Here is a 24,302-nt window from a genome sequence, read left to right as displayed (position 1 = left end):
TCGCGGACGGATCGAGATGGTTGCGAGGCGTGTTGAAAGACCTGACGGCGTGAACATTCTCCAGGACAGCCATCTCGCGATCGCGCCGAGCGGCCGCCTGCCCTCGCTGAGGCAGCCCGTCGTCGCGCGCCTCCTGCGTCTTGGCGCCTATCTCATGACCATGCTGTCGATCGTCGTTTTCTTCACCATATCGCCGCTCGTTTTGGCCAAGTTCGGGATCAATTACGAGACGGCCGGCGGATCGCCGTTCGAAAAAATGCATCCGGGCACTCTCCTCGCCATGCTGGCCCTGGCGCTGCGTTTGGCCTCTTCCGGCGAGCCGCTCAAACTGCTTTGGCATTTGCTGACGAATCGGATGGGTCTTTTTCTGTTTGCCGGCTCCTATCTCGTCGCGACCGTCTATACCGTGCTGTTTCTCAAAGTGCCGTTCACGCCGATGGTCGACACGTTTCTTTTGCCGATCATCTTCGCGCTTCTTCTGCAGGATCTCGATGAACGCGCAGCCAGACTTCTGGCCTTGGTGCTCGGTCTCGTGCTTTGCGCCAACGCCTTCATTGCGCTTGCCGAATATCTCTTGAACTGGCGGCTGGTGGCGTTCAACCTGCCGGAAGGCGTGACCGGCGATCCGTCACGCACGGATCTCATCTTCGACTGGCGCGCGGCGCTCGAGTTGGAGTGGCGCGCCACGGCGCTGCTCGGCCATCCGCTGCAAAATGGTCTGATCATCGGTTCCTTCATTCTCATTCTCGCGTCGCCTGGGGCCGGCTGGATTCCCAATATCGTGCGGCTGCCTTTGCTGCTTATCGAACTCGCCTCCATGGTGACGTTCGGAAGCCGCGTTTCGCTGATTTTGACGATCCTCTTCGGCAGCCTGCTGCTCGTGCGTCGCTTTGCCGTCTTTTTGCTGCAGCGCGAACGCGTGAGCCGCAATGCTGCGATCGCCGCGGTCTTATGCGTACCGGTCTTCGCCGGCTTTTGCGCCTACCTTGCTGAGGCCGGGTTTTTCGATCGCCTGATCGAGCGTTTCAGCAGCGACGCAGGCAGCGCGGCGACGCGCGTGACGATGTTTGAAATGTTTCGCCCCATCTCCTTCTACGATCTGCTGTTCGGACCGGATCAGGCTCTGACCGCAACTTGGCAAAGGATGGAAGGACTGGAATTCGGCATCGAAAGCTTCTGGGTCGGCATGCCTTTGATCTATGGCGCACTCATCAGCGCCGTCATCTTCATCGGCCTCGCTTGCTTCTGTCATGCCATGGTCAAAATGAGTGGGCGCGGTACAGCCTTGATCCTACTAACCTTTTTCCTCACGGCCAGCACCTCCGCTTCGCTGGCAGGTAAGACGCCAGCGCTCGGCATGGAAACCGTCATGATCCTGCTCTTCCTGCGCAAGGACAGGTCGGGTGCAACTGGCGGCCCCGGTCGCCGGTCCCAACCGGTAAAAGAATTTGGTAAACAATCGCGTGCGATAAGTTAAAATGCACCCGATATCGCACCACGCCACGTTGCGGGCGGATTAACCAATGGCGGCGCAGAGCTTCGGCCTCAGCGAATTTTCCGAAAAACACCTTCCCTCCAAAGCCTGGGAAGACGATCACGCGTCGAATGATTTCGATCTCCGCGCGTTTTTCAGGACCCTTCGCCGGCGCAAATTGACGATGCTGATCGCGTTCCTCGCTATCATTGGCTTGGCGCTTCTTTATCTCGTAATCGCACCCTCGCATTATTATGCTTCGGCATCGATCCTCATCGATCCGCGCTTAGGGCGCGGGCTGAGCGTCGATCCGTCTCAGCCAAATACAAGCTCCACCGATGCGAGCACGATCGACAGCCAGGTCAAACTTCTGACCTCGCAGGAGGTCTTGCTCCGCGTGGTCAAATCGCAAAACCTCGAACATGATTCCGAATTCGGATTGAAGCCGCCGGGACTGCTGGCCAGGCTTTTCGGCCGCGCCAAGGATCCGTCGAAGGAGGATCTCACACCTGTCTTGAAGGCGCTCGACGAAGCCATCACCATCAAGCGCCCGGAGCGGACCTATCTCGTCGAAATCCAGGTCAGCTCGGTCGATCCCGTGAAGGCGGCGAATATCGCCAATGCCATCGCCCATGCCTATATCGACAACCAAGTCGAAAACCGCATCGAATCCGCCACAAGCGATTTGAAATGGGTGCGCGAGCGGATGGATACGCTGCAAACGCAGATCCAGGCCGCGAGCGACAAAGTCGAAGCCTATAAGAGCGAAAACCATATCGTCACGACCGAAGGTCTCGCTTCGAACGAACAGCAGATATCCGACCTCACGAAAGAATTGGGCTTTGCCCGCGGCCGGGAGTCCGAGGCCAAAGCCAAATTGGATCAGATCCGCCGCGCGGCGCGCTCCAATCAGCTCGATGCGCAATCTGGAGCTTTGAACTCGGCGACGATCGAAAGGCTGCGCTCCGAGCAAGCTATGGCGGAACGCGACGTCGCACGATTGTCGAACACGCTCGGGAGCCGCCATCCCGCCCTGTTGGAAGCCGAGGCCTCGGCGGCGAAAGTCAAGCAGCTCATCGCCAATGAGTTGCAGCGCATCCAAATCGGCGCCGCCGACGATTACGCCGCGGCTCACGCCAATGAAATTCAGCTCGAAGCGCGTATCGATCAATTGAAAGCGCAGTCGAACACGGAGAGCATGAACCTCGTTCCATTGCGTCAATTGGAACGCGAAGTCGATGCGCTGCGCGGTTCCTACGAACGCTTCGCCAAAATCAGAGACAATCTGAACGAACAGGAAGCCGAAAGCCCGCCGGCACGGATCGTCACCGTGGCGCGGCCGCCGCTCAACCCGTCGAGCCCGCGCAAGTCGATCATACTTTTTCTCGGCGTCGGTGGCGGCCTTTTCACCGCGATGGCTGCCGCTCTTATTCACGAAAACCTCGCTGGTGAAAGGCCGATCTCGGGTGCCCCGCCAATTCCGGCCAAAGCCGCGCCGCCGCGCAAGGGCTTTCGCAAACGCCGCTACCTTGATGAGACGAGCGACGATTTGGACGAGACCCGCTGGTGAGGCAAACACGCAGCGACTGTCTCGCGCTGCTTGGTGCCGGTCTTCTTCCTTTTAAAGCAGCCGCCGCCGCTGGGGGCGCCAGCCCTTCGCGAACGCGAGATCTGACAGGCGGGCCAGGCCGGTTTACGAGCCGCCAAATCCGACGTCGATGGCGAAGTCGCGTTGCGCCCCCGCCGGCGGAACCGGGTAAGGCGCGGCCCGAGCGACCATTGCAAGGCCTTCGGCATCGAGATCCGCCTCGCCGCTCGACCGGAGCATCTCGATAGATTGGGGCTGCCCATTGTCGTCGATCGAGAAGGAGATGACGACATGTCCCGTCGCGTGACGCGCGCGCGCGCTTTGCGGATATTCCTTGACGCGCTCGAGCATCCCGAAGACGACGAGCTTATAAGGCACCGCCTCCGAGTCTGCCTCGTCGGTCGGCATCGGCGCTGGAATGGCGAGAGAGAGCTTGTCCTCGGGCTGATAGAATTTCGGCATGGACGCGGCCTGCTGCTGTTGTTCGGCCGGTTGCGGCGCCGGTTGGCTTTGCGGCGGCTGTTCGGGAAGGATACCCGCGGCCTCCAAGGCCCGGCGCGCCTCCTCGCGTGATTGCATCGGAGCTTGCGCTTGCTGCGGCTGCGCGGGCTGCCGCTGCGGCTGAGGCGAGGGTTTCGGCGCGGCTGCTTGCGCCTTGGGTTCTGCCGGTTTCGGCGGCTCAGGCGCAGGCGCCGGCGGCTTTTGAGCAACGTCCTTCTGCGCCGGCTCGGGCTTGGTTTCGGCCGCCGTCGATTTACTTTCCGGCGATTTACTTTCGGGCGGCTTATTCTCCGCCGGCTTTTTCTCTTCCGGCTTTTTCTCTTCTGACTTTGATTCTTGCGGCTTCCGGTCTTCCGGCTTTTTGTCCTCTGCCTTATTTTCAGCCGGCTTGTCGTCAGGCGCCTTGGCCTGTTGCACTGGCGGCTCAGCCGGTTTTTCTGCCTGTGGCTGCTGAGGTTTTTCCGCCTGCGGTTGAGGCTTTTCAGTCTGGGGCTCTTGCGGCTTTGGCTCTTGCGGCTTGGCCTCAGCCCCACCGGGAGCCCCGCCCGGCTTGTCGTTGGAGGCCGCCTGCTTTGCCGGGTCGGGCTTCCCGGCGCCTTCCGGGGGTGAACCGCCGCCAGACTTTTGATCTTGCTGCGCAGGCGCCTTGGCCTCGGAGGCGGGCTGACCCGAACCGCCCTTCGGCCCGGTCTGATCCTCGCTCACGAGCTCGACGGGAATTTCGACGGCCTGCGTCGACAATTGCCGTGTCGGATCGAAAAGGACCACGAACGAGATCAAGCCAATGTGAAAAACCAGCGAACAGGCGATAAAAATGACAAAGAAGTGACGCTGACTCCAGGACCGCGCCGGCTGGGGCAGGCCTTCATCCTCGGCCAGAATCCGGGACATGTCGGGGTCTTCCGGATCCTTGGACTGAATTTCCTCGGACGGAAGATCTTTGGCCTGAAGATCTCGGGACTCGCGAACAGACGTCATGGAGAGACCGTATCGTCCTGCCTGCCTGATTTACTCACTCATCCTCCGATGACCCGGCAAGACGGCATCTTGTCATAGACCGGATGCCAAGCGAGGCAGAACAGCCTATCCCGAGTTTCGCCGCCAAACCATATTGCCTGTCGATCCTCGCGCGCATTTGCTTTTTTAGGCAGGATTTCGTCAATTCGGCATATGACGTTAAAATCGATTCTATGATCGACAAGCTTGAATTTCTTCTGGCCTTGGCGCGCGAGCGTCATTTCGGCCGCGCCGCGGAAGCCTGCGGCGTCACCCAGCCGACCATGTCCGCCGCCATAAAGCAGCTCGAGGAGAGCTTGGGCGTCCTTCTCGTGCAGCGAGGCTCGCGGTTTATCGGGCTGACGCCCGAGGGCGAACATGTGCTCGAATGGGCGAAGCGCATCGTCGGCGACACGCGGGCGATGCGCCAGGAGATCAGCTCGCTCAAACGCGGCCTCTCCGGCCATTTGCGGATCGCCTCCATTCCGACGGCGCTCGGCATGGTGGCGGCGTTGACCGCACCCTTTTGCGCGCGCCACCCGGACGTCAAATTCACGATCCTCTCGCGCCGGTCGCACGAGGTTTTGACCCTGCTCGACCAGCTCGAAATCCATGCCGGCATCACCTATCTCGACAATGAGCCGCTCGGCCATGTGAACACCGTGCCGCTTTATCACGAGCATTATTGCCTCTTCATCGCGCCAGATCAGCCTTTGGCGAAGAAGGAGCGGGTAACATGGGAGGAAATCGGCGCGCTGCAATTCTGCCTGCTGACGCCCGACATGCAGAATCGCCGCATCATCGACCGGCGTCTTGGACACGCCGGCTTCAAGGCGGTTTCGACGCTCGAATCGGATTCGATGCTTGCTCTTTACGCCCATGTGAAAACCGGCCATTGGGCGAGCATCATGCCGGCCAAGTTCGCCGAAACCATCGGCGTCACCGACTCGATCCGAGTGATTCCAATCGCCGAAACCGAAGCGGCCAACCTCGTCGGCCTCGTCGTGCCGCATCGCGAGCCCATGACGCCGCTGACCGCGGCCCTTGTCGAAACCGCCAAGAAAATAGGCCCCAATCTCGATGGCTGATTGGGCATGCCCGGCGTAGCTTTGCCATTTCCGGACGCCTCCGCCGCGCTCATCGCCCTGCGATCGAAAAAATCACAACGGGCAAAAAATTTTTCCCCGAAGACCTGAAGCGTTTCGGCTTTGGTCTCTGCTCGCCCCGTACGCCGGTGTCTACCGAGGTAACAGTGGCATACAAGCTATATTTCTTGATATATAGCTGGCCCTTATACTCAAAGTGCACATATCCTGAGCGATAGATGTTCGCTATTGCTCAACGGATTAGCTTTATTGATACGCCCGTGGGCAGCGGTCAGATTGCCGCAGCAAAAAAACGGGCAAACCCATGAATCCTTACGAACCTTGGAGCGAAACGCGGGCCTCGGCCATCATTGCCGGGCAATTGGGGCGCGAAGGCCCCATGCTGCCGATCCTCCACGCTTTACAACATGCTTTCGGTTATGTGCCGGACGAAGCCATTCCGCTGATCGCCACGGCGCTCAACGAAACCGGCGCCGAAGTCTATGGCGTCGTGACCTTCTATCATGATTTCAAACGCTCGATGCCGGGCCGTCATGTGCTGAAACTCTGTCAGGCCGAAGCCTGCCAGGCCTGCGGCAGCGACGAGCTCGCAGCGCGGGCCAAAGCGGCGCTCGGCATCGGCTTCGGCGAGACGACGCCCGACGGCCGTGTCACGCTCGAACCCATCTATTGCCTTGGTCTTTGCTCTCTGTCGCCCTCCGCCATGCTCGACGGCGAGATCGTGGCGCGGATCGACTCCGCAAGGCTCGACGAACTTCTCGCGGAGACAGATCAATGAGCATCCGCATTTATGTTCCGCGCGATGCGGCAGCTATCGCGGTCGGCGCCGAAAAACTCGTGGCGGCGATCGAGAAGGAAGCCGCCGCCCGCAAGATCGACGTCGAGATCGTCCGCAACGGCTCACGCGGCATGCATTGGCTCGAGCCTCTGGTCGAAGTCGTCACGCCGCAAGGCCGCGTCGGCTATGGCCCCGTCGCCGCGCGCGACGTGCCGGGCCTTTTCGACGCCAAATTCCATGAGGGCGCGGCGGCCCATGCCCTCCATCAAGGTCTCGTCGAACAGATCCCCTTTTTCGCCAAGCAGACGCGGCTCACTTTCGCGCGCTGCGGCCTCATCGATCCGCGTTCGCTCGACGATTATCGCGCGCATGGCGGCTATGTCGGGCTTGAAAAGGCTTTGACCGCGGGCCCCGTCTCGATCGTCGATCAGGTCTTCAAATCGGGCCTGCGCGGACGCGGCGGCGCCGGCTTTCCGACCGGAATCAAATGGAAAACCGTCGCGGAAGCCAAGGGCAGCCAAAAATATATCGTCTGCAACGCGGATGAAGGCGACAGCGGCACATTCGCCGACCGCATGATCATGGAAGGCGATCCCTTCCTCTTGGTCGAAGGCATGACGATCGCGGGTCTCGCGGTCGGCGCGACGCGCGGCTATATCTATCTGCGCTCCGAATATCCGCATGCGAAAGTCGCACTCGAAGCCGCGATCGAAGCGGCGAGCCGCGCAGGCTATCTCGGCGACACGATCCTGGGCTTTCCGCAAGCCTTCCATCTCGAAGTGCGCGTCGGCGCCGGGGCCTATGTCTGCGGCGAGGAAACCTCGCTGCTCGAAAGCCTCGAAGGCAAGCGCGGCCTCGTGCGCGCCAAGCCGCCCTTGCCCGCGCATGTCGGGCTTTTCGGCAAGCCGACCGTCATCAACAATGTCTTGTCGCTCGCGGCCGTGCCTTTCATTCTGGCGGAAGGGCCGGAGGCCTATGCGGCTTTCGGCATGGGGCGCTCGCGCGGCACCATGCCGATCCAGCTTGCCGGAAACCTGAAATATGGCGGGCTTTTCGAAGTCGCGTTCGGCATCACGCTCGGCGAACTTGTCGATGAGATCGGTGGCGGCCCGTTCACCGGACGGCCGGTGAAGGCCGTGCAGGTCGGTGGCCCGCTCGGAGCTTACTTCCCGCGCGCTTTGTTCGACACGCCCTTCGATTATGAATCCTTCGCCGCGAAGGACGGCCTCATCGGCCATGGCGGCGTCGTCGTCTTCGACGATTCAGCCGACATGCTGAAACAGGCGCGCTTTGCCTTCGAATTCTGCTCGCATGAAAGCTGCGGCAAGTGCACGCCCTGCCGGATCGGCTCGACGCGCGGCCATGAGGTTCTGGACAAGGTCATCGAGGGCAAGAGCCCCGAAAGCAACATGGCTCTGGTCGAAGACCTCTGCCAGACGATGAAGCTCGGCTCGCTCTGCGCGCTCGGCGGCTTCACGCCCTATCCCGTTTTGAGTGCGATCACCCATTTTCCCGAGGATTTCGCCCCTAAAAAGCGTCACCTCGAGCCAGCCGAATGAGGAAACGGTTCCATGGCCTATCACGCTGCAGATGATTTCGGGACGCCGGCGTCCAAATCCGAAAAGACGGTAACGCTCACCATCGACGGTCAGTCGATCACCGTGCCGGAAGGCACCTCCATCATGCGTGCCGCCGCCATGATGGATACGCAGATCCCGAAACTCTGCGCGACCGACTCTCTCGACAGCTATGGCTCCTGCCGCCTCTGCCTTGTCGAGATCGAAGGCCGCAACGGAACGCCCGCCTCCTGCACCACGCCCGTCGCGCCGAACATCGTCGTTCACACGCAGAGCCCGCGCCTGAAGCAGCTCCGCCGCGGCGTGATGGAACTCTATATTTCCGACCATCCGCTCGATTGCCTGACCTGCGCCGCCAATGGCGATTGCGAATTGCAGGATATGGCGGGCGCCGTCGGCCTGCGCGAAGTACGCTACGGCTATAATGGCGACAACCATTTCAAGCCGGACAGCCATTTGGCCCTGCCGAAGGACGAGTCGAACCCCTATTTCACCTATGATCCGGCGAAATGCATCGTCTGCTCGCGCTGCGTGCGCGCCTGCGAGGAAGTGCAAGGCACTTTCGCTCTGACGATCGAGGGCCGCGGCTTCGACAGCCGCGTCTCCGTCGGCCAGACGGGCGAATTCCTGACCTCCTCCTGCGTCTCCTGCGGTGCCTGCGTGCAGGCCTGCCCGACCGCGACCTTGTCGGAAAAGGCGCTGATCGAAATCGGCACGCCGGAACATTCGAAAGTCACGACCTGCGCCTATTGCGGCGTCGGCTGCACCTTCAACGCCGAGATGCGCGGCGAAGAACTGGTCCGCATGGTGCCCTATAAGGACGGCAAGGCCAATCACGGCCATTCCTGCGTCAAGGGCCGCTTCGCCTGGGGTTATGCGACCCACAGAGACCGCATTACCCAGCCGATGATCCGCGAATCGATCCATGAACCCTGGCGCGAAGTCTCCTGGGAAGAGGCCATCGGCCGCGTGGTTTCGGAGTTTTCCCGCATCCAGAAGGCCTATGGCGCGCGCTCCGTCGGCGGCATCACCTCGTCGCGCTGCACCAATGAAGAGAGCTTTCTGGTCCAGAAGCTGATCCGCGCCGGCTTTGGGGTGAATAATGTCGACACTTGCGCCCGCGTCTGCCATTCGCCCACGGGCTATGGCTTGAAGACCGCTTTTGGCGAGTCGGCAGGAACGCAGGATTTCGACTCGGTCGAACATTCGGACGTGATCATGGTCGTCGGCGCCAATCCGACGGACGGTCATCCGGTCTTCGGCTCACGCATGAAGAAGCGCCTGCGCGAAGGCGCCAAGCTCATCGTACTCGATCCGCGCCGCATCGATCTCGTCCGCTCGCCCCATATCGAGGCGGCCTATCATCTGCCCTTGAAGCCCGGCACCAATGTCGCCGTCTTGACCTCGATCGCGCATGTGATCGTCACCGAAGGCCTCACCAACGAGGACTTCGTGAAGACCCGCTGCGATGTGCATGAATTCGAGGATTGGAAGGCTTTCGTCTCCGAGCCGCGCCATGCCCCGGAAGAGGTCGAGAAGGTCTCCGGCGTTCCGGCGCATCTGATCTATGAGGCAGCACGCCTCTTTGCGACGGGCGGCAACGCGGCGATCTATTATGGCCTCGGCGTCACCGAACATAGCCAGGGTTCGACCACCGTCATGGCGATTGCCAATCTCGCCATGGCGACCGGAAATCTCGGGCGCCCCGGCGTCGGCGTGAACCCGCTGCGCGGCCAGAACAATGTGCAAGGCGCCTGCGACATGGGCTCCTTCCCGCATGAGCTTCCGGGCTATCGGCACATCTCCGATGCGGTCACCCGCGCCTTGTTCGAGTCCGCCTGGGGCCGTCCGCTCGACAGCGAACCCGGCCTGCGCATCCCGAACATGCTCGATGCCGCCGTCGAAGGCACGTTCAAGGCGATCTATATCCAGGGCGAAGATATTCTGCAGTCGGACCCAGACACGCATCACGTCTCGTCCGGCCTTGCTGCCATGGAATGCGTCGTCGTGCAGGATCTCTTCCTGAACGAGACCGCCAATTACGCGCATGTGTTCCTGCCGGGCTGCACCTTCCTCGAAAAGGACGGCACCTTCACCAATGCCGAGCGCCGCATTCAACCGGTCCGGAAAGTGATGGCGCCGAAGAACGGCTATGGCGACTGGGAAATCACACAGTTGATCGCCAGAGGGCTCGGTCTCGATTGGCATTACAATCATCCGAGCGAGATCATGGACGAGATCGCGCGGCTGACGCCGACCTTCACCGGCGTCTCCTATGCCAAACTCGATGAACTCGGCTCCGTGCAATGGCCCTGCAATGACGAGGCGCCGGAAGGCACCCCGATCATGCACATCGAAGAGTTCACCCGCGGCAAGGGCAAGTTCGTCATCACCGAATATATCGCGACGGACGAGAAGAGCGGCCCGCGCTTCCCGCTTCTGCTGACGACCGGGCGCATCCTGTCGCATTACAATGTCGGCGCGCAGACAAGGCGCACCGAAAACGTCGCCTGGCATCATGAGGACCGGCTCGAAATCCATCCGCACGATGCCGAACAGCGCGGCGTCAAGGATGGCGATTGGGTCAAGATCGCGAGCCGCGCGGGCGAGACGACGCTGCGCGCGCTCGTCACCGACCGCGTCGCGCCGGGCGTCGTCTATACGACGTTCCATCATCCTTCGACGCAGGTGAATGTCGTGACCACCGACTTCTCGGACTGGGCAACGAACTGCCCCGAGTTCAAGGTGACGGCCGTACAGATCTCGGCCTCGAACGGGCCGACCGAATGGCAGGAGGAATATGAGGCTCTGTCGCGCGAAAGCCGCCGCATTGCCGCCGTGGCCGCGGAGTAATAGATATCGTTCATGAACGATGATCTGCCCGCGGATGACCTGCCTCCGCCCGCGCCTGCGTGCCCTGTCGCGACCCTTGCCTTTCGAGGCGGGGCCGTGGAGGAGCGCGTGCGGGTGGCGCCGGAGGAAACCGCGCTTGCGCTCACCTATGAAGGCGGGTCCTACGCGGTGATGATGGGGACGCCCTCCGACTTGGAGGATTTCGCGGTCGGCTTCAGCCTCAACGAAGGCATTATCGCCAAGCCTGCCGACATCACGAGCTTCGAAGTCATCACTCATGCGGAAGGGCTTGAGCTTCGCATGTGGCTCGGCCCGGTCGAGGGCGATGCTTTGAAGCGCCGGCGGCGGCAGAAGGCAGGCCCGGTCGGCTGCGGACTTTGCGGAATCGAAAGCCTGGAAGAGGCCGTCGCGCCGCCGAAACCTGTTTTGGGCGATCTGCACATCGACGCCGCCACCGTTCATGCGGCGATCGACGCCTTGGCCGGCGCACAAGTCCTGAACCGCGAGACGCGCGCCGTGCATGCGGCCGGCTTCTACGTTCCAGGGCAAGGCCTAATCGCGGCGAAGGAAGATGTCGGGCGCCATAATGCGCTCGATAAGCTCGCAGGCGCGCTCGCCCGCGCCGATGTGCCGGGGGCCAGTGGCGTCGTTGCCGTGACGAGCCGCCTCTCCGTCGAGATGGTTCAAAAGGCGGCCGTGATCGGTTCGCCCATCCTCGTTGCCGTCTCGGCGCCGACGGCGCTCGCCATCCGCATGGCTGAAGCCGCGGGCATCACGCTTGCCGGTATCGTGCGCGGCGACGGATTTGAAGTTTTCACGCATAGGCACCGGATCACATCCGGCGCGGACATACCCAAGGAAGTACGCCATGTCATCGCCTGACAAGTTGGTCTATATGGCCAACCAAATCGGCAGTTTCTTCGCGACCCAGCGTTCGGAAGACCCAAGAGCCGGGATTGCCAATCACATCCAGAAATTCTGGGAACCGCGCATGCGCGAGGCGATCTTCGCCTATATCGACCATGGCGGCACGGGCCTGCAGGAGATCGTGCGCGACGCGCTTATCGATCTCAAAGCCAAGCAGCAGGCCTGATTTTAGCGAGGCTTCGCCGTTTGCGCGGTGGAATTGCGTCTTTTTTGCGTTATCCTGCTACAAATGACGTGAAAACCGTGCCGTCCCTTCCCTGCCCTCCCGCTCTAGGCTAGACCCTGCGGCGGGGATGAGAACAGTCAGGCGGAGAACGGCGTGGCGAGAAGCCCATTCGATCAAAAACCGAACAGCCTTACCGGCGATCAAGCCCTAAAGCGCCTGAGTTTCAAGCTGGCGCTCGGGGCTGAAAGATTCGGCCTCGTCTCGCTGCGTTTCCCCCGGGTCATGCTGGCCGTCTTCATCGCTTTGGCGATCACCGCCGCCTTCGGCGTCGGCCGCATCAAGGTCGACGACTCGCTCAGCCAATTGTTCCGCTCGGACACCCCGCAGTTCAAGCAATATGAAGAGGTGACGAAGCGTTTTCCCTCGAGCGAATTCGACGTGCTCGTGGTTGTCGAAGGCCCCAATCTTCTTGAACGCTCCTCGCTCGAGAAGATGCGCGATCTCGTCACCGACCTGCAGCTCGTCGATGGGACGCGCGGCATCATCTCTCTGTTTTCGGCGCGCGAGGCGCCGGTCGGCGATCATTTGCCGGCACCTTTGTTTCCGGAACCGTTGCCGGAAGGCGACGCCTATAAAAAGCTGATCGACCGTGTGATGAGCAATGACATCATCCACGGCAAGCTTCTCTCCGACGACGGTACGCTCGCGCTGATCGTCCTGGCGCTCGATCCAAAAGTGGTCGAAAGTAAAAGCCTCAGTCAGGTGGTCGGCGAAGTCCGAAAGACCATGGACGAGGATCTCGCCGGCACAGGGCTCATCGCGCAGCTCTCCGGCGTGCCGGTGATGCAGCTTGAAATCCGCAATGCCGTCGAGAAGGATGCCCTCGTCTATAACGCGATCGGATTTATCGCTGGCTGCGCCATCGCCATTCTCTTCTTCCGCCGCGTCTCCTTCATGATCATCGCGGCCGGGCCGCCGCTCGTCGCCATTCTTCTGGTGCTTGGCTGTCTCGGCTGGGCCGATTTCCGGCTGAACATGTTCCTCAACGTGATGACCCCGCTCATCATGGTCATCAGCTTTTCGGATTCGATGCAGCTCACCTTTGCCGCGCGGGACCGCCTCATAGCAGGCGAAAGCAAGGCGACGGCCCTGCGCGAGGCGATTCTGATCGTCGGCCCGGCCTGCGTTCTGACCCATGCGACGGCAGGGCTCTCCTTCGTCGCGCTGATGTTCACGCAGTCGGACCTGATTCGAAGCTTCGGCGAGGCGGGGCTCATCGCGACGGTGATCGCACTCGCCACAGTGCTGACGCTTGTGCCCTTGTTCGGCATGTTGCTTCTGCGCAAGGAAGCGGCTTTCGCGGCCAAGTTCCAGGGCGGCGACTTCGCGGTCGATCTTTTGCGCCGCTTCTGCGGCTGGATCGCGGGCGCCATGGTGAAACGCCCCGGCATCTACAGCCTGATCGGCGTCGCCGTCGTTGCGAGTCTCGCCTTCGTCTACAGCAATCTCGAACCGCGCTACCGTCTCGCCGATCAGGTGCCGGACAAGGAACAGGCGGTCGAGGCGAGCGGACGGCTCGATGCCAAGCTCACCGGCGCCAACCCGGTCGATGTTCTCATTCAATTCCCCAAGGGCGCCTCGCTTTATGCGCCGGAGACGCTCGATACGATCGCCGAAGTCCATCAGGTCGTCGAGGACACGGCGGGCCTCGGCAATGTATGGTCGGTCGAAACCTTGCGCCGCTGGCTCGCGACGAAACTCGGCAAATCCGATGTCACGACCCTCAAACAATATGTCGATGTTCTGCCAGCCTATCTGACCCGCCGCTTCATCTCGGCCGATCAGGATGCCGTCATCGTCAATGGCCGCATCCCGGATAAGGACGCGAGCCAATTGCTGCCGATCGTCGATAGGCTCGACGCGGCGCTCAATGCGGTCAGGGCCAAGCATCCGCAATATCAGATCGCCGTCACCGGGCTTGCCGTGATCGCCGCGCGTAACAGCGCCGATATGATCAACAAGCTCAATCGCGGGCTGACGATCGAGATCGTCTTCGTCGCGGCCTTCATCGGCCTCGCCTTTCGGTCCTTCATCGTGATGCTGGTCGCGATCCCGCCAGGCATTTTTCCGGTCGTCGCCTCCGGCACTTTGCTCTGGTTCATGGGACAAGGCTTGCAATTTTCGAGCGTCGTCGCGCTCACGGTCTCATTCGGGCTGGGCTTAAGTGCCACGATCCATTTCTTGAACCGCATGCGGCTTGAGGAAAATCCAGATGAAGATCCGGGCGAGAGCGTTCAGCGGGCGACGATTCTCGTCGGACCGGCCTTGATCCTGACCTCGGTGGTGCTTGCCTGCGGATTGGCCGTCACGGTCTTCTCGGACCTGCCGTCGCTGCGGCTCTTCGGCTGGCTCTGCGCCTTTGCCATGCTCGCGGCGCTCGTCGCCGATCTTTTGATCCTGCGCCCGACGGTGATGTTTCTGCGCCGCCTCACCTACCGGCCGAAGGCCACCCAGCCAAAACCGCAGCCCGCGGATTGAAATCGTCTCGCCACGCAAGAGCACATGGCGAGACGCATGTTGAAAAACCGATCAGCTCTTGCGCATCGTGATCGTCACATCGCGAATGTCGGTGCCGCCTGTCGGCCGGATCGTAACCGACTGCGTTCTACCGTGAGTCGTGAGCGAAAGTCCGGCAGTAAAGCCAACACCGACGATCGTGCCGCTGACCCGGCCGTCACTGATGCGGCCCTGAATATTGCCGGTAGCGTTGCGCGTAGCTTCGCTCCATGAACCGGAAACCGTGCCGCCGGACACCATGACATTGCTGGAGATTTCGAGCTTATAGCTGTCGCTGGCGCAGCGCAGGGTTTGGTTGAGCGCGTTACCGCTCGCGTCGACGGCGTAGGTCGCCTTGCAGCGGATGCGTTCGTTGGCGCCGTTTGCCACGGCGATCGTGCCTTCACCGGACCAATAGCCGGCATAGTCCGCAAAAGGTCCGCCAGCGGCCGAGGCCGTGCAGGTGAGACCGGCGAGGACCACGAGCGGTCCCAATACGGAAATAGTGGATTTAGAGTTCAAAATAGACATGGGACCCTCGTAAATGTCGGCATTCCTCGTCGCCCGCATTGGTCAAGGTGTAAGACCAATGCGGATAGTTTCGAACCGGCCTAGCTGCAAGCCGGTGGCGGCTTTTCGATTAAAACTCACAATTTTGCCGTGCCTCATGGCACATGTTAGCGCATTTTGAGCTGTGTGGGGCATCGCGCAGTCCCGATCTTGGCATAGCCGCGACCGGTCCCAGCGATGATCAAATCGAGCCAGCCCGGTTTGATGCGCCAAACGCTTTTGCTATTTGGTGGTTGGACGCCGGATATACCCGGTGCCTCATGACAATTTGATTTCACCTCTTAGATCCACCCGCGAGAACCTGCGCTGCGTGGCAAGACGCATGGCTTTTGCGGCCGGTTCCTTCCAAGATCGCTGGAGATTTGTAAAGGCCTCGCGGCCTTGCGGGAGCGCTTTCGCCGGGAAAATAGGTTGAAGAATGCCTATTTTGCGCCGACATGGCTTTCCACGATGGCCAAGGCCGCGGCGAAAGCGGCGTCGACATCGAGCTTCGACGTGTCGAGACGATATGCGTCTTCGGCCTGTTTCAAGGGTGCGATCGGCCGGCTCGCGTCCAAGGCGTCGCGCTGGCGGATATCGGCCAGAATGCTCTCGTAATCGACCTTCTCGCCGCGCTCCTTGAGCTCCAAAGCCCGGCGCGTCGCGCGCGTCTCGGGATTGGCCGTCACGAAAATCTTCACATCGGCTTCAGGGCAGATCACCGTGCCTATGTCGCGGCCGTCGAGAACGGCGCCACCGGGACGATGAGCGAAAGCCCTCTGCATCTCGAAGAGCGCCGCGCGGACTTCCGGGATGGCCCCGACGAGGGAGGCACCGGCGCCGACGTCGCGGCCCCGCAAAGTCTCTTCCTTGAAATCGGTCAGCGCCAGACCGCGCGCAGCGGAAATGGCCGCCGCCGTGTCGGAGAGATTATATCCTTGATCGATCAAGGCCCGCGCGGTTGCGCGATAAAGCAAGCCGGTGTCCAGATGCGGAAGGCCGTAATGCGTGGCAAGCCGGCGCGCCAACGTGCCCTTGCCGGAGGCCGCGGGACCGTCAAGCGCGATGATCATGAAAATCGCGCTCCGAGATTTTCCATCAGAGCACGGAAGCCTGGAAAGCTCGTCATGATCATCCTGTCGTCGTCGACCGCCATCGGGGCTTCCGCCGCCAGCCCAAGGCACAGAAAACTCATCGCGATGCGGTGATCGAGATGGGTCTCGACGAGGCCGCCGCCGCGCACAAGGCCTGCCTGTCCTTGGACGATCAGATCGTCGCCTTCTATCGCCACCTCGACGCCTGCCTGACGTAGACCTTCGGCCACGGCGGCGAGGCGATCCGATTCCTTGACGCGCAGCTCATGCAGCCCGCGCATGCGCGTCTCGCCTTCTGCAAAAGCCGCGGCGACGGCCAGAATCGGATATTCGTCGATCATGGACGGGGCGCGGGCGGCAGGCACATCGACGCCGCGCAGCGCGGAGGCGCGCACGCGCAGATCCGCTACCTCTTCGCCGCCCTCGATTCGGCGGTCGAGGACCTCGATATCGGCGCCCATTTCGCACAATGTCGTGAGGAGACCGGTCCGTAAAGGGTTCATCATCATGGCTTCAATGATGATTTCGGATTCGGGCACGATCAGAGCGGCCACGAGCGGAAAGGCCGCCGAGGACGGATCGGCGGGAATGATCACCTCCGCCGGCATGAGCTTCGGCCGGCCTTTCAGGATGATTTTGCGGCCATGCTTGCCGTAAGCCTCGCTTTGCACCTCGGCACCGAAATGCAGCAGCATTTTTTCGGTGTGATCGCGGCTGGCTTCCTGTTCGATCACCGTCGTGGAGCCCGGCGAATTCAGGCCGGCCAGCAGAACGGCCGATTTGATTTGAGCCGAAGCAACGGGCGTTTGATAGGTGATCGGGCTCGGCTCATTCGTGCCGGCGAGTTCGATCGGGCAACAGCCGCCCGGAGCTTCCGAAACGACATTTGCCCCCATCAGCGTGAGCGGATCGAGAATCCGCCGCATCGGGCGTTTGCGGAGCGACGAATCACCATCGAATCGCGCAAATATGCCGTGGCCGCCGACAACCCCCATCATCAGCCGGGACCCAGTGCCGGCATTGCCGAAGTCGAGCGTATCGCGCGGCGCGAGCAATGAGCCGAGCCCGGCGCCCCAGACCGTCCATTGGCCGGGGGCCAGCCTTTCGACCTTGGCACCCAGCGCCCGGCAGGCCGCGGCCGTGTGTAAAACATCTTCCCCTTCGAGCAGTCCTTCTATATGGGTCCGGCCGATGCAAAGAAGCCCGAAAATCAAAGCACGGTGGGACATGGATTTGTCCCCAGGCGGTTTCAGGCTGCCGCGCAGAGGGCCGCACGGCAGAGCCGTAAGCTTAGCTGGAACAGAGGCGAGAGACGTGCTTTGAGATGGAGACAAATCGAGCTTAGCCTTTCCCAGGATCTTTGCGCTGGTAACATGCCGAAGAAAAGGTTGTCATCAAAGACAGCCTCGCCTGCAACTTCCATTTGACAGCGGGGCCCGGCATCACTAACCGAGCCCGGATGTTTTTCAAGAAAGGCGCCATATGGCACGCCCTCAGCCGATTCTAGAGGCCAATACCGTGACGAAACCCGAGCTCGGCAACAAGCATCAATGTCAAAACTGCGGCACTAAATTTTTCGATTTGAATAAAAACCCGATTACCTGCCCCAAATGCGGAACGGTCTTCCATGCTGTCGCACTGTCACGCGTGGTTCAACGCGCCACAGTCGTCGACGACGACGAGGTCGATCCGGAGGCAGCAGCCGATATCGTGTCCTTGCAGGACGTCGAGGCCGGCGAAGACAAGGTCGCGGCAGACGTTGATGACGAAGTCGAACTCGAGGATGAGGAAGCCGATGAGACCTTCCTCGCCGAGGAAGAGGAAGACAATGACGATGTCTCGGACCTCATCGACGGCGATCTAGAGGACGACGAAGACCGCTGATCGCCAGCTTGAGCGGGCACGCTGCGAGGTGGTGCTTGTGAAGCGCCGCCGTTGCGGTTATATCACGCCCGAATGACGGTCGCGCTCGGGCAGAAACCTGCGGGCGATGTTGTCTGGGCATGGGTCACGGATAGTTTAGGTCCGAGACGGGTGCCGTCTGAAATGAAGACGTCAGGTTCCACCCAAAGAACCTGACCGGCGGAAAATGAGTTCGGGGTCATAGCTCAGTTGGGAGAGCGCTTCAATGGCATTGAAGAGGTCGGCGGTTCGATTCCGCCTGGCTCCACCACCCACTCGATTTCTCCCGTCAGGGAAGCTAGCGATTGGCTGAACGCCATGATTTCACCGCATACGCCGCCCGGCACGAAAATCGTCTGCATCAACGACAAGCGTGCGATCGCGCCGATTAAAAAGAACGCGGTCTATACGGTCGCCGAAATCGTTCCGGTCGAGAAATCGCCAAGCAAGTTTCACGTCATTCTGGTCGAGATCGATATCGACATCACCTGGCAGACGATGACCGATGCCAAGGGGTTTTCGCTTCACCGCTTCCGCTATCTCGATTTGCCGCGCAGCATCACGGATCTTTTGAACGTTCAGCCGGTGAAGGACGATGCCGACCTGGAAGAAACCATCGTTTAAAATGCCGATCTACAGATAATCATTATCCTGATCTTCTTCTTCATCATCGACGTCGACCTGGGCGGCTGGATCGCCCTTCAGACTTTCCTCCAAGGCCAGGCAACGATCGAAGTATTCTTCGTTCTCGTCCTCTGTGACGGCGCCCTGCTCATCCGGTTTCATCGCGGCGCGAATGGCATAGGCAAGACAAGCTCCATTGCTCGCGAGGGCGCCATTTTCAATGATCGCCATGCTCCAGACCTGGGTCTTGAGATTGAGGAGGCTGAGGACGGCGCGCTCGCCATCGCTCAGGACTTCCGCGTGAAATCCAACTTCCTCCGCCTGCTTAGGGCCTGTCGCCCCCTTAAACGTGTCCGCCATCGATCCAATCCGAGACTATCCCATTTTCTGGTGACATATCACGATGGTTGCATCCGGTGAACCGGGCAATCATCGCCTCACTCATGGCCAAAATGGCGCCGGGCACGGCGGGGATCGACCGCTTGATAATCGGCATGTTGCGCCCCTGGCGGCTTGCCGGTCGCGGGCTCGGGCAATGCGGCCTCTTTCCACTCATAGGCGACGGTGCCTTGCGGATGCTGGTACCAGCCGGGATCGGCGTAATCGCCTTTCGCGAGACCCTGCCTGATCTTCAAGACGGTGAACATGCCGCCCATTTCGATCGCGCCGAACGGCCCGTCGCCCGACATCATCGGCAAAGTATTTTCGGGCAATCGCATCTGCATATCGGCCATGGCGCTGCCGGTCCCCATCGGCATATAGCCCGGCACATACTTTTGGATGCTCTTCGCCGTGCGATTGAGATCGACGCCGATATAATTTCTGACCTGATGCCCCATCGCATTCATCGTGTGATGCGACTTGTGGCAATGCACCGCCCAATCGCCCGGCGCCTCCGCCACAAATTCGATGGCGCGCATCTGACCGACCGCGCAATCGACCGCGACTTCCGGCCAGGAGGCCGCCGGATCGACCCAGCCGCCATCCGTGCCGGTGACACGGAAACTCGTGCCATGAATATGGATCGGATGGTTGGTCATCGTGAGATTGCCATAGCGCAGGCGGACCTTGTCGCCTTGCGCGGCAACGAGCGGATCGATGCCCGGAAACACCCGCGCATTGAAGGTCCAGATGTTGAAATCCGTCATCTCATTGACCTTTGGCGTATAGGCGCCAGGCTCTATATCATAGGCGCTCATGAGGAAGACGAAATCGCGATCCACCCGGCGGAACTCCGGGTCGCGCGGATGCACGATGAAAGATCCCATCATGCCCATCGCCATCTGGACCATCTCGTCCGAATGCGGGTGATACATGAAGGTGCCGGAGCGCTTCAGCACGAATTCATAGACGAAGGTCTTGCCCGGCGGCACGGCTGGCTGCGTGAGGCCGGCGACTCCATCCATGCCATTCGGCAGGACCTGTCCGTGCCAGTGAATGGTCGTTGCCTCCGGCAGATGATTGGTGAGGAAGATGCGCACCTTCTCGCCTTCGACCGCCTCGATGGTCGGGCCTGGGCTTTGGCCATTATAGCCCCAAAGATGCGCGCTCATGCCGGGCGCGATCTCGCGCACCACCGGCTCGGCAAGAAGATGGAACTCCTTCCAATCGCCATTCATCCGGAACGGCAGAGCCCAGCCGTTGAGCGTTGCGACGGGATGATAGTCGGGCCCGCTCGACGGCGCGACGGGCGGCTGCATCTTGGCGTCGCGCATGATCGGCGCCTCCGGCAGAGCCGCCGCCTGCGCGCGGCCGCTGATCATCGCCGCCTGTGCCAGCACAAGGCCGCCGGTGCCAAGAAGGCCGCGTCGCGTGGGTTGTTCGAAGAGCGCCATGGTTTTCCTCCTAATTCGCCGCGTCGGCGACCGCCGGTACCGGCGCGCCTTCGGACTGAGGCGCCGCATCCGGCCCATTGCCGACGAGCGCCGCTTTGAGTTCTGCTTCCGCGATGAAGAAATCGCGCCGCGCATTGAGCGCATTGATGCTGCTCGCGATGCGGTCGCGCGCGTCGATGATGAGCTGCGGAATATCCACCAGCATCCCGTTATATTGCAGCGACGATTGGTCGAGTATCGTCTGGCGCAAAGGCAGCACGCGCTCCGCGTAATAGCGCGCGAGATCATATTTGCCGCGCGCGCGCATGTAGGCTTCGCGCGCTTGCGAACGGACGTCGATCGCGCGCTGCGCCAGCCGGTTCGCGGCGGCGAGATAGGTCGCGCGCGCGTCGCGGACCTTGCTCTCACCGAAATCATAGATCGGAATCGTGAAATTGACGGTGAAGCTGCCGCGATCGAGCTTGCTGTTCGGCGGGGTTCCGAGCTTCGATCCGCCATTAGGGCCGGCCCATTCCACATCGTCGCCGGCCGCGAGGCTGACATCACTGACATAACGCGTCGCGCGCGTCAGCCCCAACCTGCCCGCGAGCGCATCGAGATCGTGACGGGCGGCCTTGAGATCGACGCGCTCGGCCAAAGCCGTCGCCTCGACATCGTGTTCCGTCACGATGCGCTTCGGCAAAGGCGGAAGATCCTTGGCCAATCTGAATGAAATATCCTGGCCCCAAAGACCCATGAGCCGCGTAAGCTTTTCACGCTCGGCTTGCGCGGTCAGCCGCGCGTCCGCGAGCTTCGCGCCGAGCTCGGTGTAGAAAGCATCCTCGCGCGCTTGTTCGAGCTTGTTCAGATTGCCGGCTTCACCAAGCTGCTTTCCAAGCTCGGCCGAGGCTTGCGCCGCGGCGACCGATTTTTCGAGGAGCGCGGCTTCGTTCCGCGCCGCGACAGTCATGAAATATTGACGGTTGACCTGCCGCGCCAAAGTCATGACTTGGCCCGCGGCCCGCCATTGCGCCGATCTGAAGCGCTCCGTCGCGATCTCCTGACGTTCCGGCAATGTCGCCAAGGCATAAAGGCTGATCATGATCTGCCGCACGACTTCGACATCGCCCTCGCCGGCGAGCCGTTCGATCGAGACCTGCGGTTCGGGCGGCAGGCTTGCCGCGACGAAACGGGCCTCGGAGACGCCGAGATCGTTGAAAGCAGCTTGCAGGTCCTTGTTGCGCAAAAGCGCGACCTCGACGGCCGCGTCGACCGTGAGCGGCCTGCCCAAGAGCTTGGCGACCCGCGCCTGTGCATTCGCTTCGTCTTCGTCCGAACCGATCTTGACGATGGTCTTGCCCAGCCTTTCGGCGGCGACATCGGCCGCGGGCGCGAGGCCGCCGTCCGGCGAAAAGCCGACGCAGCCGCCAAGCGAGAGCATGGAGATCGCAATGCTCGCACTATGAAGGCAGCGCATGAACGAGCGGCACCTCATTTTTCGCCTCCCATTCCATTCATGCCGCCGCCCGGCATCGCGTCACGGTTCAAGCCGCGCCAATCCTTCGGATCGACGGGTGCGAGCCGTTTCAATCCCGCTACCGGGGACGGCGGCGGCCGCCAGCCTGTCGCAATACGCGGATCGTCCGGCGCAAGCAGCAAGGAGGGCCCATCCGGCGCACAGCCGGACGCGGCAAGCCCGATGAGGGCGGCCAAAGTAACGGGGCACATGTCAGCCTCGGTAAAATGATGTGAATAAAGCTTCGGCGAAGCGGATCTTGCCCGCGGCGGCTCAAAGCAAACGCGGCGGCCGCTCGAGCAGGCCGGCGCGGCTTTCGCCGGCCTTCGCATCCAAAGGCAAAGGAAGCGCTGTCTGGTGCAGAGAGACGCGCAGCGGCAATCCATAGGCGCGCGCATCGAGGAACCCGGAGCAACAGGCGCCAAGGCAGCCGTCGGCGCATCCATGACCGGCCTGATGGCCGTGCCGATCGGCATGGGAGATAGGGCCAGCCATCGCAGGATGACCAGCATTCGCAGTCACCATGGCATGGTGATGGTCGTGATGATCTTGCACCGCTTGGCCGGACCCATGACAGGCTGATGCGGAAACGGCGGCCGGAACGGCGGCCATCGCCAAGATCAGAATGATTGCAATGAGATCGCGAAGGGCTCGCAAGATCCGAAGACTCCGCCAGGATCGACAGGTTCGATTATAGAGATCGGCCTTGGATTCCGCAATCTAACGCGGTCAAGCTGTCAACCGCATCCTTTTGGCCCGTCAGCTCCAAAATCGCTTTTGCTTCAAGAGTTGCGTCTGCGCGGTCTCCGCCGTTTTGATCAAATCCCCTTCCGACGCCTCCGCCTCTGCCAGCCGCGCGGCATCTGGGTCATGCGTCACGCCGGTCCATTGGGCGAGCTTCTGCTGCATGAACACACGATCATTGAGCTGGCCCAGCGCGTCCTGGAGATCTTCGGTCAGCTTGGACATATCGCGTTTGCGATGCCGCGCCTTAGGGCCATTGAAAAGATCGCCAAAGAATTCGCAGGCATAACGAAGTTTCTTCGCCTGGATGCGAAGCTTATGGCGTTTCTCCGCTTCGAGATGCGACGCCGCGTTGAATTTGCGCATCTTCTTGCGTTGGCGTTTCAAGATAAGAGCGGCGTGCGAGCTCAGCTTTTCGGCGCCGCGCGTCTTTCGACCGGCCTTCATCCAAGAGCCACATTCGACAAAGTTCAGAAGGTCGAGCATGGTCAGACAAAAGGGCTGCGACCGCAGCAAGGCCATCAAACGCTCATAGGCCGCGTCGCGCTCCTGCTGGATTTGCGTCAGAATGGCCGCCGACGCATGCAGGCCTTCGTCCGTCCGCAAAGCCGCCAGGAGGACATCGAGATCGCGCGCCGTGCCAAGGCTTTTGAAGAGCCGGCCTATCTCGACGCGAAGCGGGCCGATCTCTTCGGCAGGCAGCATATCGTCGAAAAAAGACATCAGCGAACGCAGCCTGCGAATGGCAACGCGCATCTGATGCAGGGCTTCAGGCATGCCTGTCGCGAGAAAGACCCTTTCATTCGCAGCGAAGTGGTGAATGCAAAGCGAAGCGACCGTCTGAAATCCGGTCGCCGCCGAAGCCTTGCGATCGAGCTTGATCGCGCCGGCTTTTTCGATCTGCGGACCGTCGCCCTCAATGAGATGATAGCCGCGAGCCGCCTTGGTCATGACTTCGAGCCGCAAGGGCACGGTCGCTGCCAATTGCCGCGCGAGGCCGAAGGCATCTTCGATCCGGCCGCGCCCCAATTCGATTTCGATCTCTTCGATGGGCTCGCCACGGGACTCGGTCTTGATCAAACCTTCGTCGAGCGCGACGCTCAGCGTGCTCTCTTCCCATCGGGCGAGCCATTCTGTTCTTTGCACTTCGACGCGGAAGACAGGCACCAGAGGGAATTGAAGCTTTTCATATAGGCTCGGCGGGCAATGCAGGCGCAGATGATCGAGGTCGGGCGTATCGCCTGCAACCTCGGTTTCATATTCGCCGCGCGCGAACAATCCGTCCGAGCGCCCGTCCGGAAATTTCAGCGTCTGGACCGTATGATCTTTGAAAGCGCGCAGGCGCAGCGAAAATCGGGCTTTGCTAAGTACATGATCTGGCGTGTCGAAATAGGTTGAAACGAAGGGTTTGACGTCAGGCTTGATCGAAGCCAGCAAGGGATGCGCCTTGAGCCGCGCGGCGTCGCCGGGCTCCAAGGCAAATTTCAATTCGCGTTCCAATGCATCGGAACTCTGATGCGAAATGGCGTCCATCATC

Annotated in this window: 21 protein-coding genes and 1 tRNA gene; 12 read left to right on the top strand and 10 right to left on the bottom strand. The window is 61.2% G+C overall.

The window, feature by feature from the left end:
- Window positions 1-49: 49 nt before the first annotated feature.
- Window positions 50-1,477, top strand: coding sequence for a VpsF family polysaccharide biosynthesis protein (locus A3OQ_RS0107020; RefSeq protein WP_020174663.1), 1,428 nt, complete (start codon window positions 50-52; stop codon window positions 1,475-1,477).
- 46 nt (window positions 1,478-1,523) lie between these two features.
- Window positions 1,524-3,044 carry a GumC family protein gene (locus A3OQ_RS0107015; RefSeq protein ID WP_020174662.1) on the top strand — a complete coding sequence of 507 codons (1,521 nt, stop codon included), beginning with the start codon at window positions 1,524-1,526 and terminating at the stop codon, window positions 3,042-3,044.
- Window positions 3,045-3,167: 123 nt separating this feature from the next.
- Here the strand turns inward: A3OQ_RS0107015 and A3OQ_RS0107010 are convergent, their stop codons facing one another.
- Window positions 3,168-4,454 carry an energy transducer TonB gene (locus A3OQ_RS0107010; protein WP_210162190.1) on the bottom strand — a complete coding sequence of 429 codons (1,287 nt, stop codon included), beginning with the start codon at window positions 4,452-4,454 and terminating at the stop codon, window positions 3,168-3,170.
- 299 nt (window positions 4,455-4,753) lie between these two features.
- On the opposite strand from A3OQ_RS0107010, the gene A3OQ_RS0107005 reads away from it, so the two are divergent.
- The 7 genes from A3OQ_RS0107005 to A3OQ_RS0106975 all read left to right on the top strand — a co-directional run bounded on the left by A3OQ_RS0107005 (window position 4,754) and on the right by A3OQ_RS0106975 (window position 14,504).
- Window positions 4,754-5,647: a LysR family transcriptional regulator gene (locus tag A3OQ_RS0107005; RefSeq protein WP_026595589.1), complete on the top strand. Its 894-nt coding sequence runs from the start codon at window positions 4,754-4,756 to the stop codon at window positions 5,645-5,647.
- Window positions 5,648-5,969: 322 nt separating this feature from the next.
- Window positions 5,970-6,443, top strand: coding sequence for a formate dehydrogenase subunit gamma (locus tag A3OQ_RS0107000; RefSeq protein ID WP_020174658.1), 474 nt, complete (start codon window positions 5,970-5,972; stop codon window positions 6,441-6,443).
- Window positions 6,440-8,002, top strand: a complete 1,563-nt coding sequence (locus tag A3OQ_RS0106995; protein WP_020174657.1) for a formate dehydrogenase beta subunit — start codon at window positions 6,440-6,442, stop codon at window positions 8,000-8,002. Before A3OQ_RS0107000 ends, A3OQ_RS0106995 begins: the two co-directional genes overlap by 4 nt.
- 12 nt (window positions 8,003-8,014) lie before the next feature.
- Window positions 8,015-10,873, top strand: coding sequence for a formate dehydrogenase subunit alpha (fdhF, locus tag A3OQ_RS0106990; protein ID WP_020174656.1), 2,859 nt, complete (start codon window positions 8,015-8,017; stop codon window positions 10,871-10,873).
- 12 nt (window positions 10,874-10,885) lie between these two features.
- On the top strand, window positions 10,886-11,755 hold the full coding sequence (fdhD, locus tag A3OQ_RS0106985; RefSeq protein ID WP_020174655.1) for a formate dehydrogenase accessory sulfurtransferase FdhD: 870 nt from the start codon (window positions 10,886-10,888) through the stop codon (window positions 11,753-11,755).
- Entirely contained in the window at window positions 11,742-11,966 is a 225-nt protein-coding gene (locus tag A3OQ_RS0106980) for a formate dehydrogenase subunit delta (RefSeq protein WP_020174654.1), read from the top strand. Before fdhD ends, A3OQ_RS0106980 begins: the two co-directional genes overlap by 14 nt.
- A gap of 216 nt (window positions 11,967-12,182) precedes the next feature.
- The gene (locus tag A3OQ_RS0106975; RefSeq protein WP_425280302.1) at window positions 12,183-14,504 is read left to right on the top strand and encodes an efflux RND transporter permease subunit; all 2,322 of its coding nucleotides are present in this window, start codon (window positions 12,183-12,185) and stop codon (window positions 14,502-14,504) included.
- 51 nt (window positions 14,505-14,555) lie between these two features.
- Here the strand turns inward: A3OQ_RS0106975 and A3OQ_RS0106970 are convergent, their stop codons facing one another.
- From A3OQ_RS0106970 to aroA, 3 genes are all read right to left on the bottom strand, one after another.
- A complete protein-coding gene (locus A3OQ_RS0106970) occupies window positions 14,556-15,053 on the bottom strand; it encodes a hypothetical protein (protein ID WP_026595588.1) in 498 nt (165 codons plus the stop codon).
- Between the two features lie 461 nt (window positions 15,054-15,514).
- Window positions 15,515-16,144 (bottom strand): (d)CMP kinase, encoded by a 630-nt coding sequence (gene cmk / locus A3OQ_RS0106965; protein WP_020174651.1) that lies wholly within the window; start codon window positions 16,142-16,144, stop codon window positions 15,515-15,517.
- Complete coding sequence (gene aroA / locus A3OQ_RS0106960) at window positions 16,141-17,430, bottom strand: 3-phosphoshikimate 1-carboxyvinyltransferase (RefSeq protein ID WP_425280301.1); 1,290 nt, start codon at window positions 17,428-17,430, stop codon at window positions 16,141-16,143. Before aroA ends, cmk begins: the two co-directional genes overlap by 4 nt.
- 217 nt (window positions 17,431-17,647) lie before the next feature.
- Between aroA and A3OQ_RS0106955 the strand changes: the two genes are divergently transcribed.
- The 3 genes from A3OQ_RS0106955 to A3OQ_RS0106945 all read left to right on the top strand — a co-directional run bounded on the left by A3OQ_RS0106955 (window position 17,648) and on the right by A3OQ_RS0106945 (window position 18,691).
- Window positions 17,648-18,049: a TIGR02300 family protein gene (locus tag A3OQ_RS0106955; RefSeq protein WP_020174649.1), complete on the top strand. Its 402-nt coding sequence runs from the start codon at window positions 17,648-17,650 to the stop codon at window positions 18,047-18,049.
- Between the two features lie 213 nt (window positions 18,050-18,262).
- A tRNA-Ala gene (locus tag A3OQ_RS0106950) sits at window positions 18,263-18,338 on the top strand.
- A 47-nt stretch (window positions 18,339-18,385) separates the two neighbouring features.
- Window positions 18,386-18,691 carry a hypothetical protein gene (locus A3OQ_RS0106945; RefSeq protein ID WP_020174648.1) on the top strand — a complete coding sequence of 102 codons (306 nt, stop codon included), beginning with the start codon at window positions 18,386-18,388 and terminating at the stop codon, window positions 18,689-18,691.
- Between the two features lie 9 nt (window positions 18,692-18,700).
- On the opposite strand, the gene A3OQ_RS0106940 is transcribed toward A3OQ_RS0106945, so the two are convergent.
- The 6 genes from A3OQ_RS0106940 to A3OQ_RS21575 form a co-directional block, all read right to left on the bottom strand.
- Complete coding sequence (locus tag A3OQ_RS0106940; protein WP_020174647.1) at window positions 18,701-19,051, bottom strand: hypothetical protein; 351 nt, start codon at window positions 19,049-19,051, stop codon at window positions 18,701-18,703.
- 77 nt (window positions 19,052-19,128) lie between these two features.
- A complete protein-coding gene (locus A3OQ_RS0106935) occupies window positions 19,129-20,526 on the bottom strand; it encodes a multicopper oxidase family protein (RefSeq protein ID WP_020174646.1) in 1,398 nt (465 codons plus the stop codon).
- 10 nt (window positions 20,527-20,536) lie between these two features.
- On the bottom strand, window positions 20,537-22,000 hold the full coding sequence (locus A3OQ_RS21580; RefSeq protein ID WP_152428345.1) for a TolC family protein: 1,464 nt from the start codon (window positions 21,998-22,000) through the stop codon (window positions 20,537-20,539).
- Window positions 21,997-22,233: a hypothetical protein gene (locus tag A3OQ_RS0106925; protein ID WP_020174644.1), complete on the bottom strand. Its 237-nt coding sequence runs from the start codon at window positions 22,231-22,233 to the stop codon at window positions 21,997-21,999. Before A3OQ_RS0106925 ends, A3OQ_RS21580 begins: the two co-directional genes overlap by 4 nt.
- Before the next feature lie 61 nt (window positions 22,234-22,294).
- The gene (locus tag A3OQ_RS0106920; protein WP_020174643.1) at window positions 22,295-22,678 is read right to left on the bottom strand and encodes a hypothetical protein; all 384 of its coding nucleotides are present in this window, start codon (window positions 22,676-22,678) and stop codon (window positions 22,295-22,297) included.
- Between the two features lie 102 nt (window positions 22,679-22,780).
- Entirely contained in the window at window positions 22,781-24,298 is a 1,518-nt protein-coding gene (locus A3OQ_RS21575; RefSeq protein WP_210162189.1) for a CYTH and CHAD domain-containing protein, read from the bottom strand.
- Window positions 24,299-24,302: the final 4 nt, after the last annotated feature.

Origin of the sequence: Methyloferula stellata AR4 (assembly GCF_000385335.1) — a bacterium.
In the GTDB taxonomy this organism is placed as follows: domain Bacteria; phylum Pseudomonadota; class Alphaproteobacteria; order Rhizobiales; family Beijerinckiaceae; genus Methyloferula; species Methyloferula stellata.
This window is presented reverse-complemented; position numbering and strand designations above follow the sequence as displayed.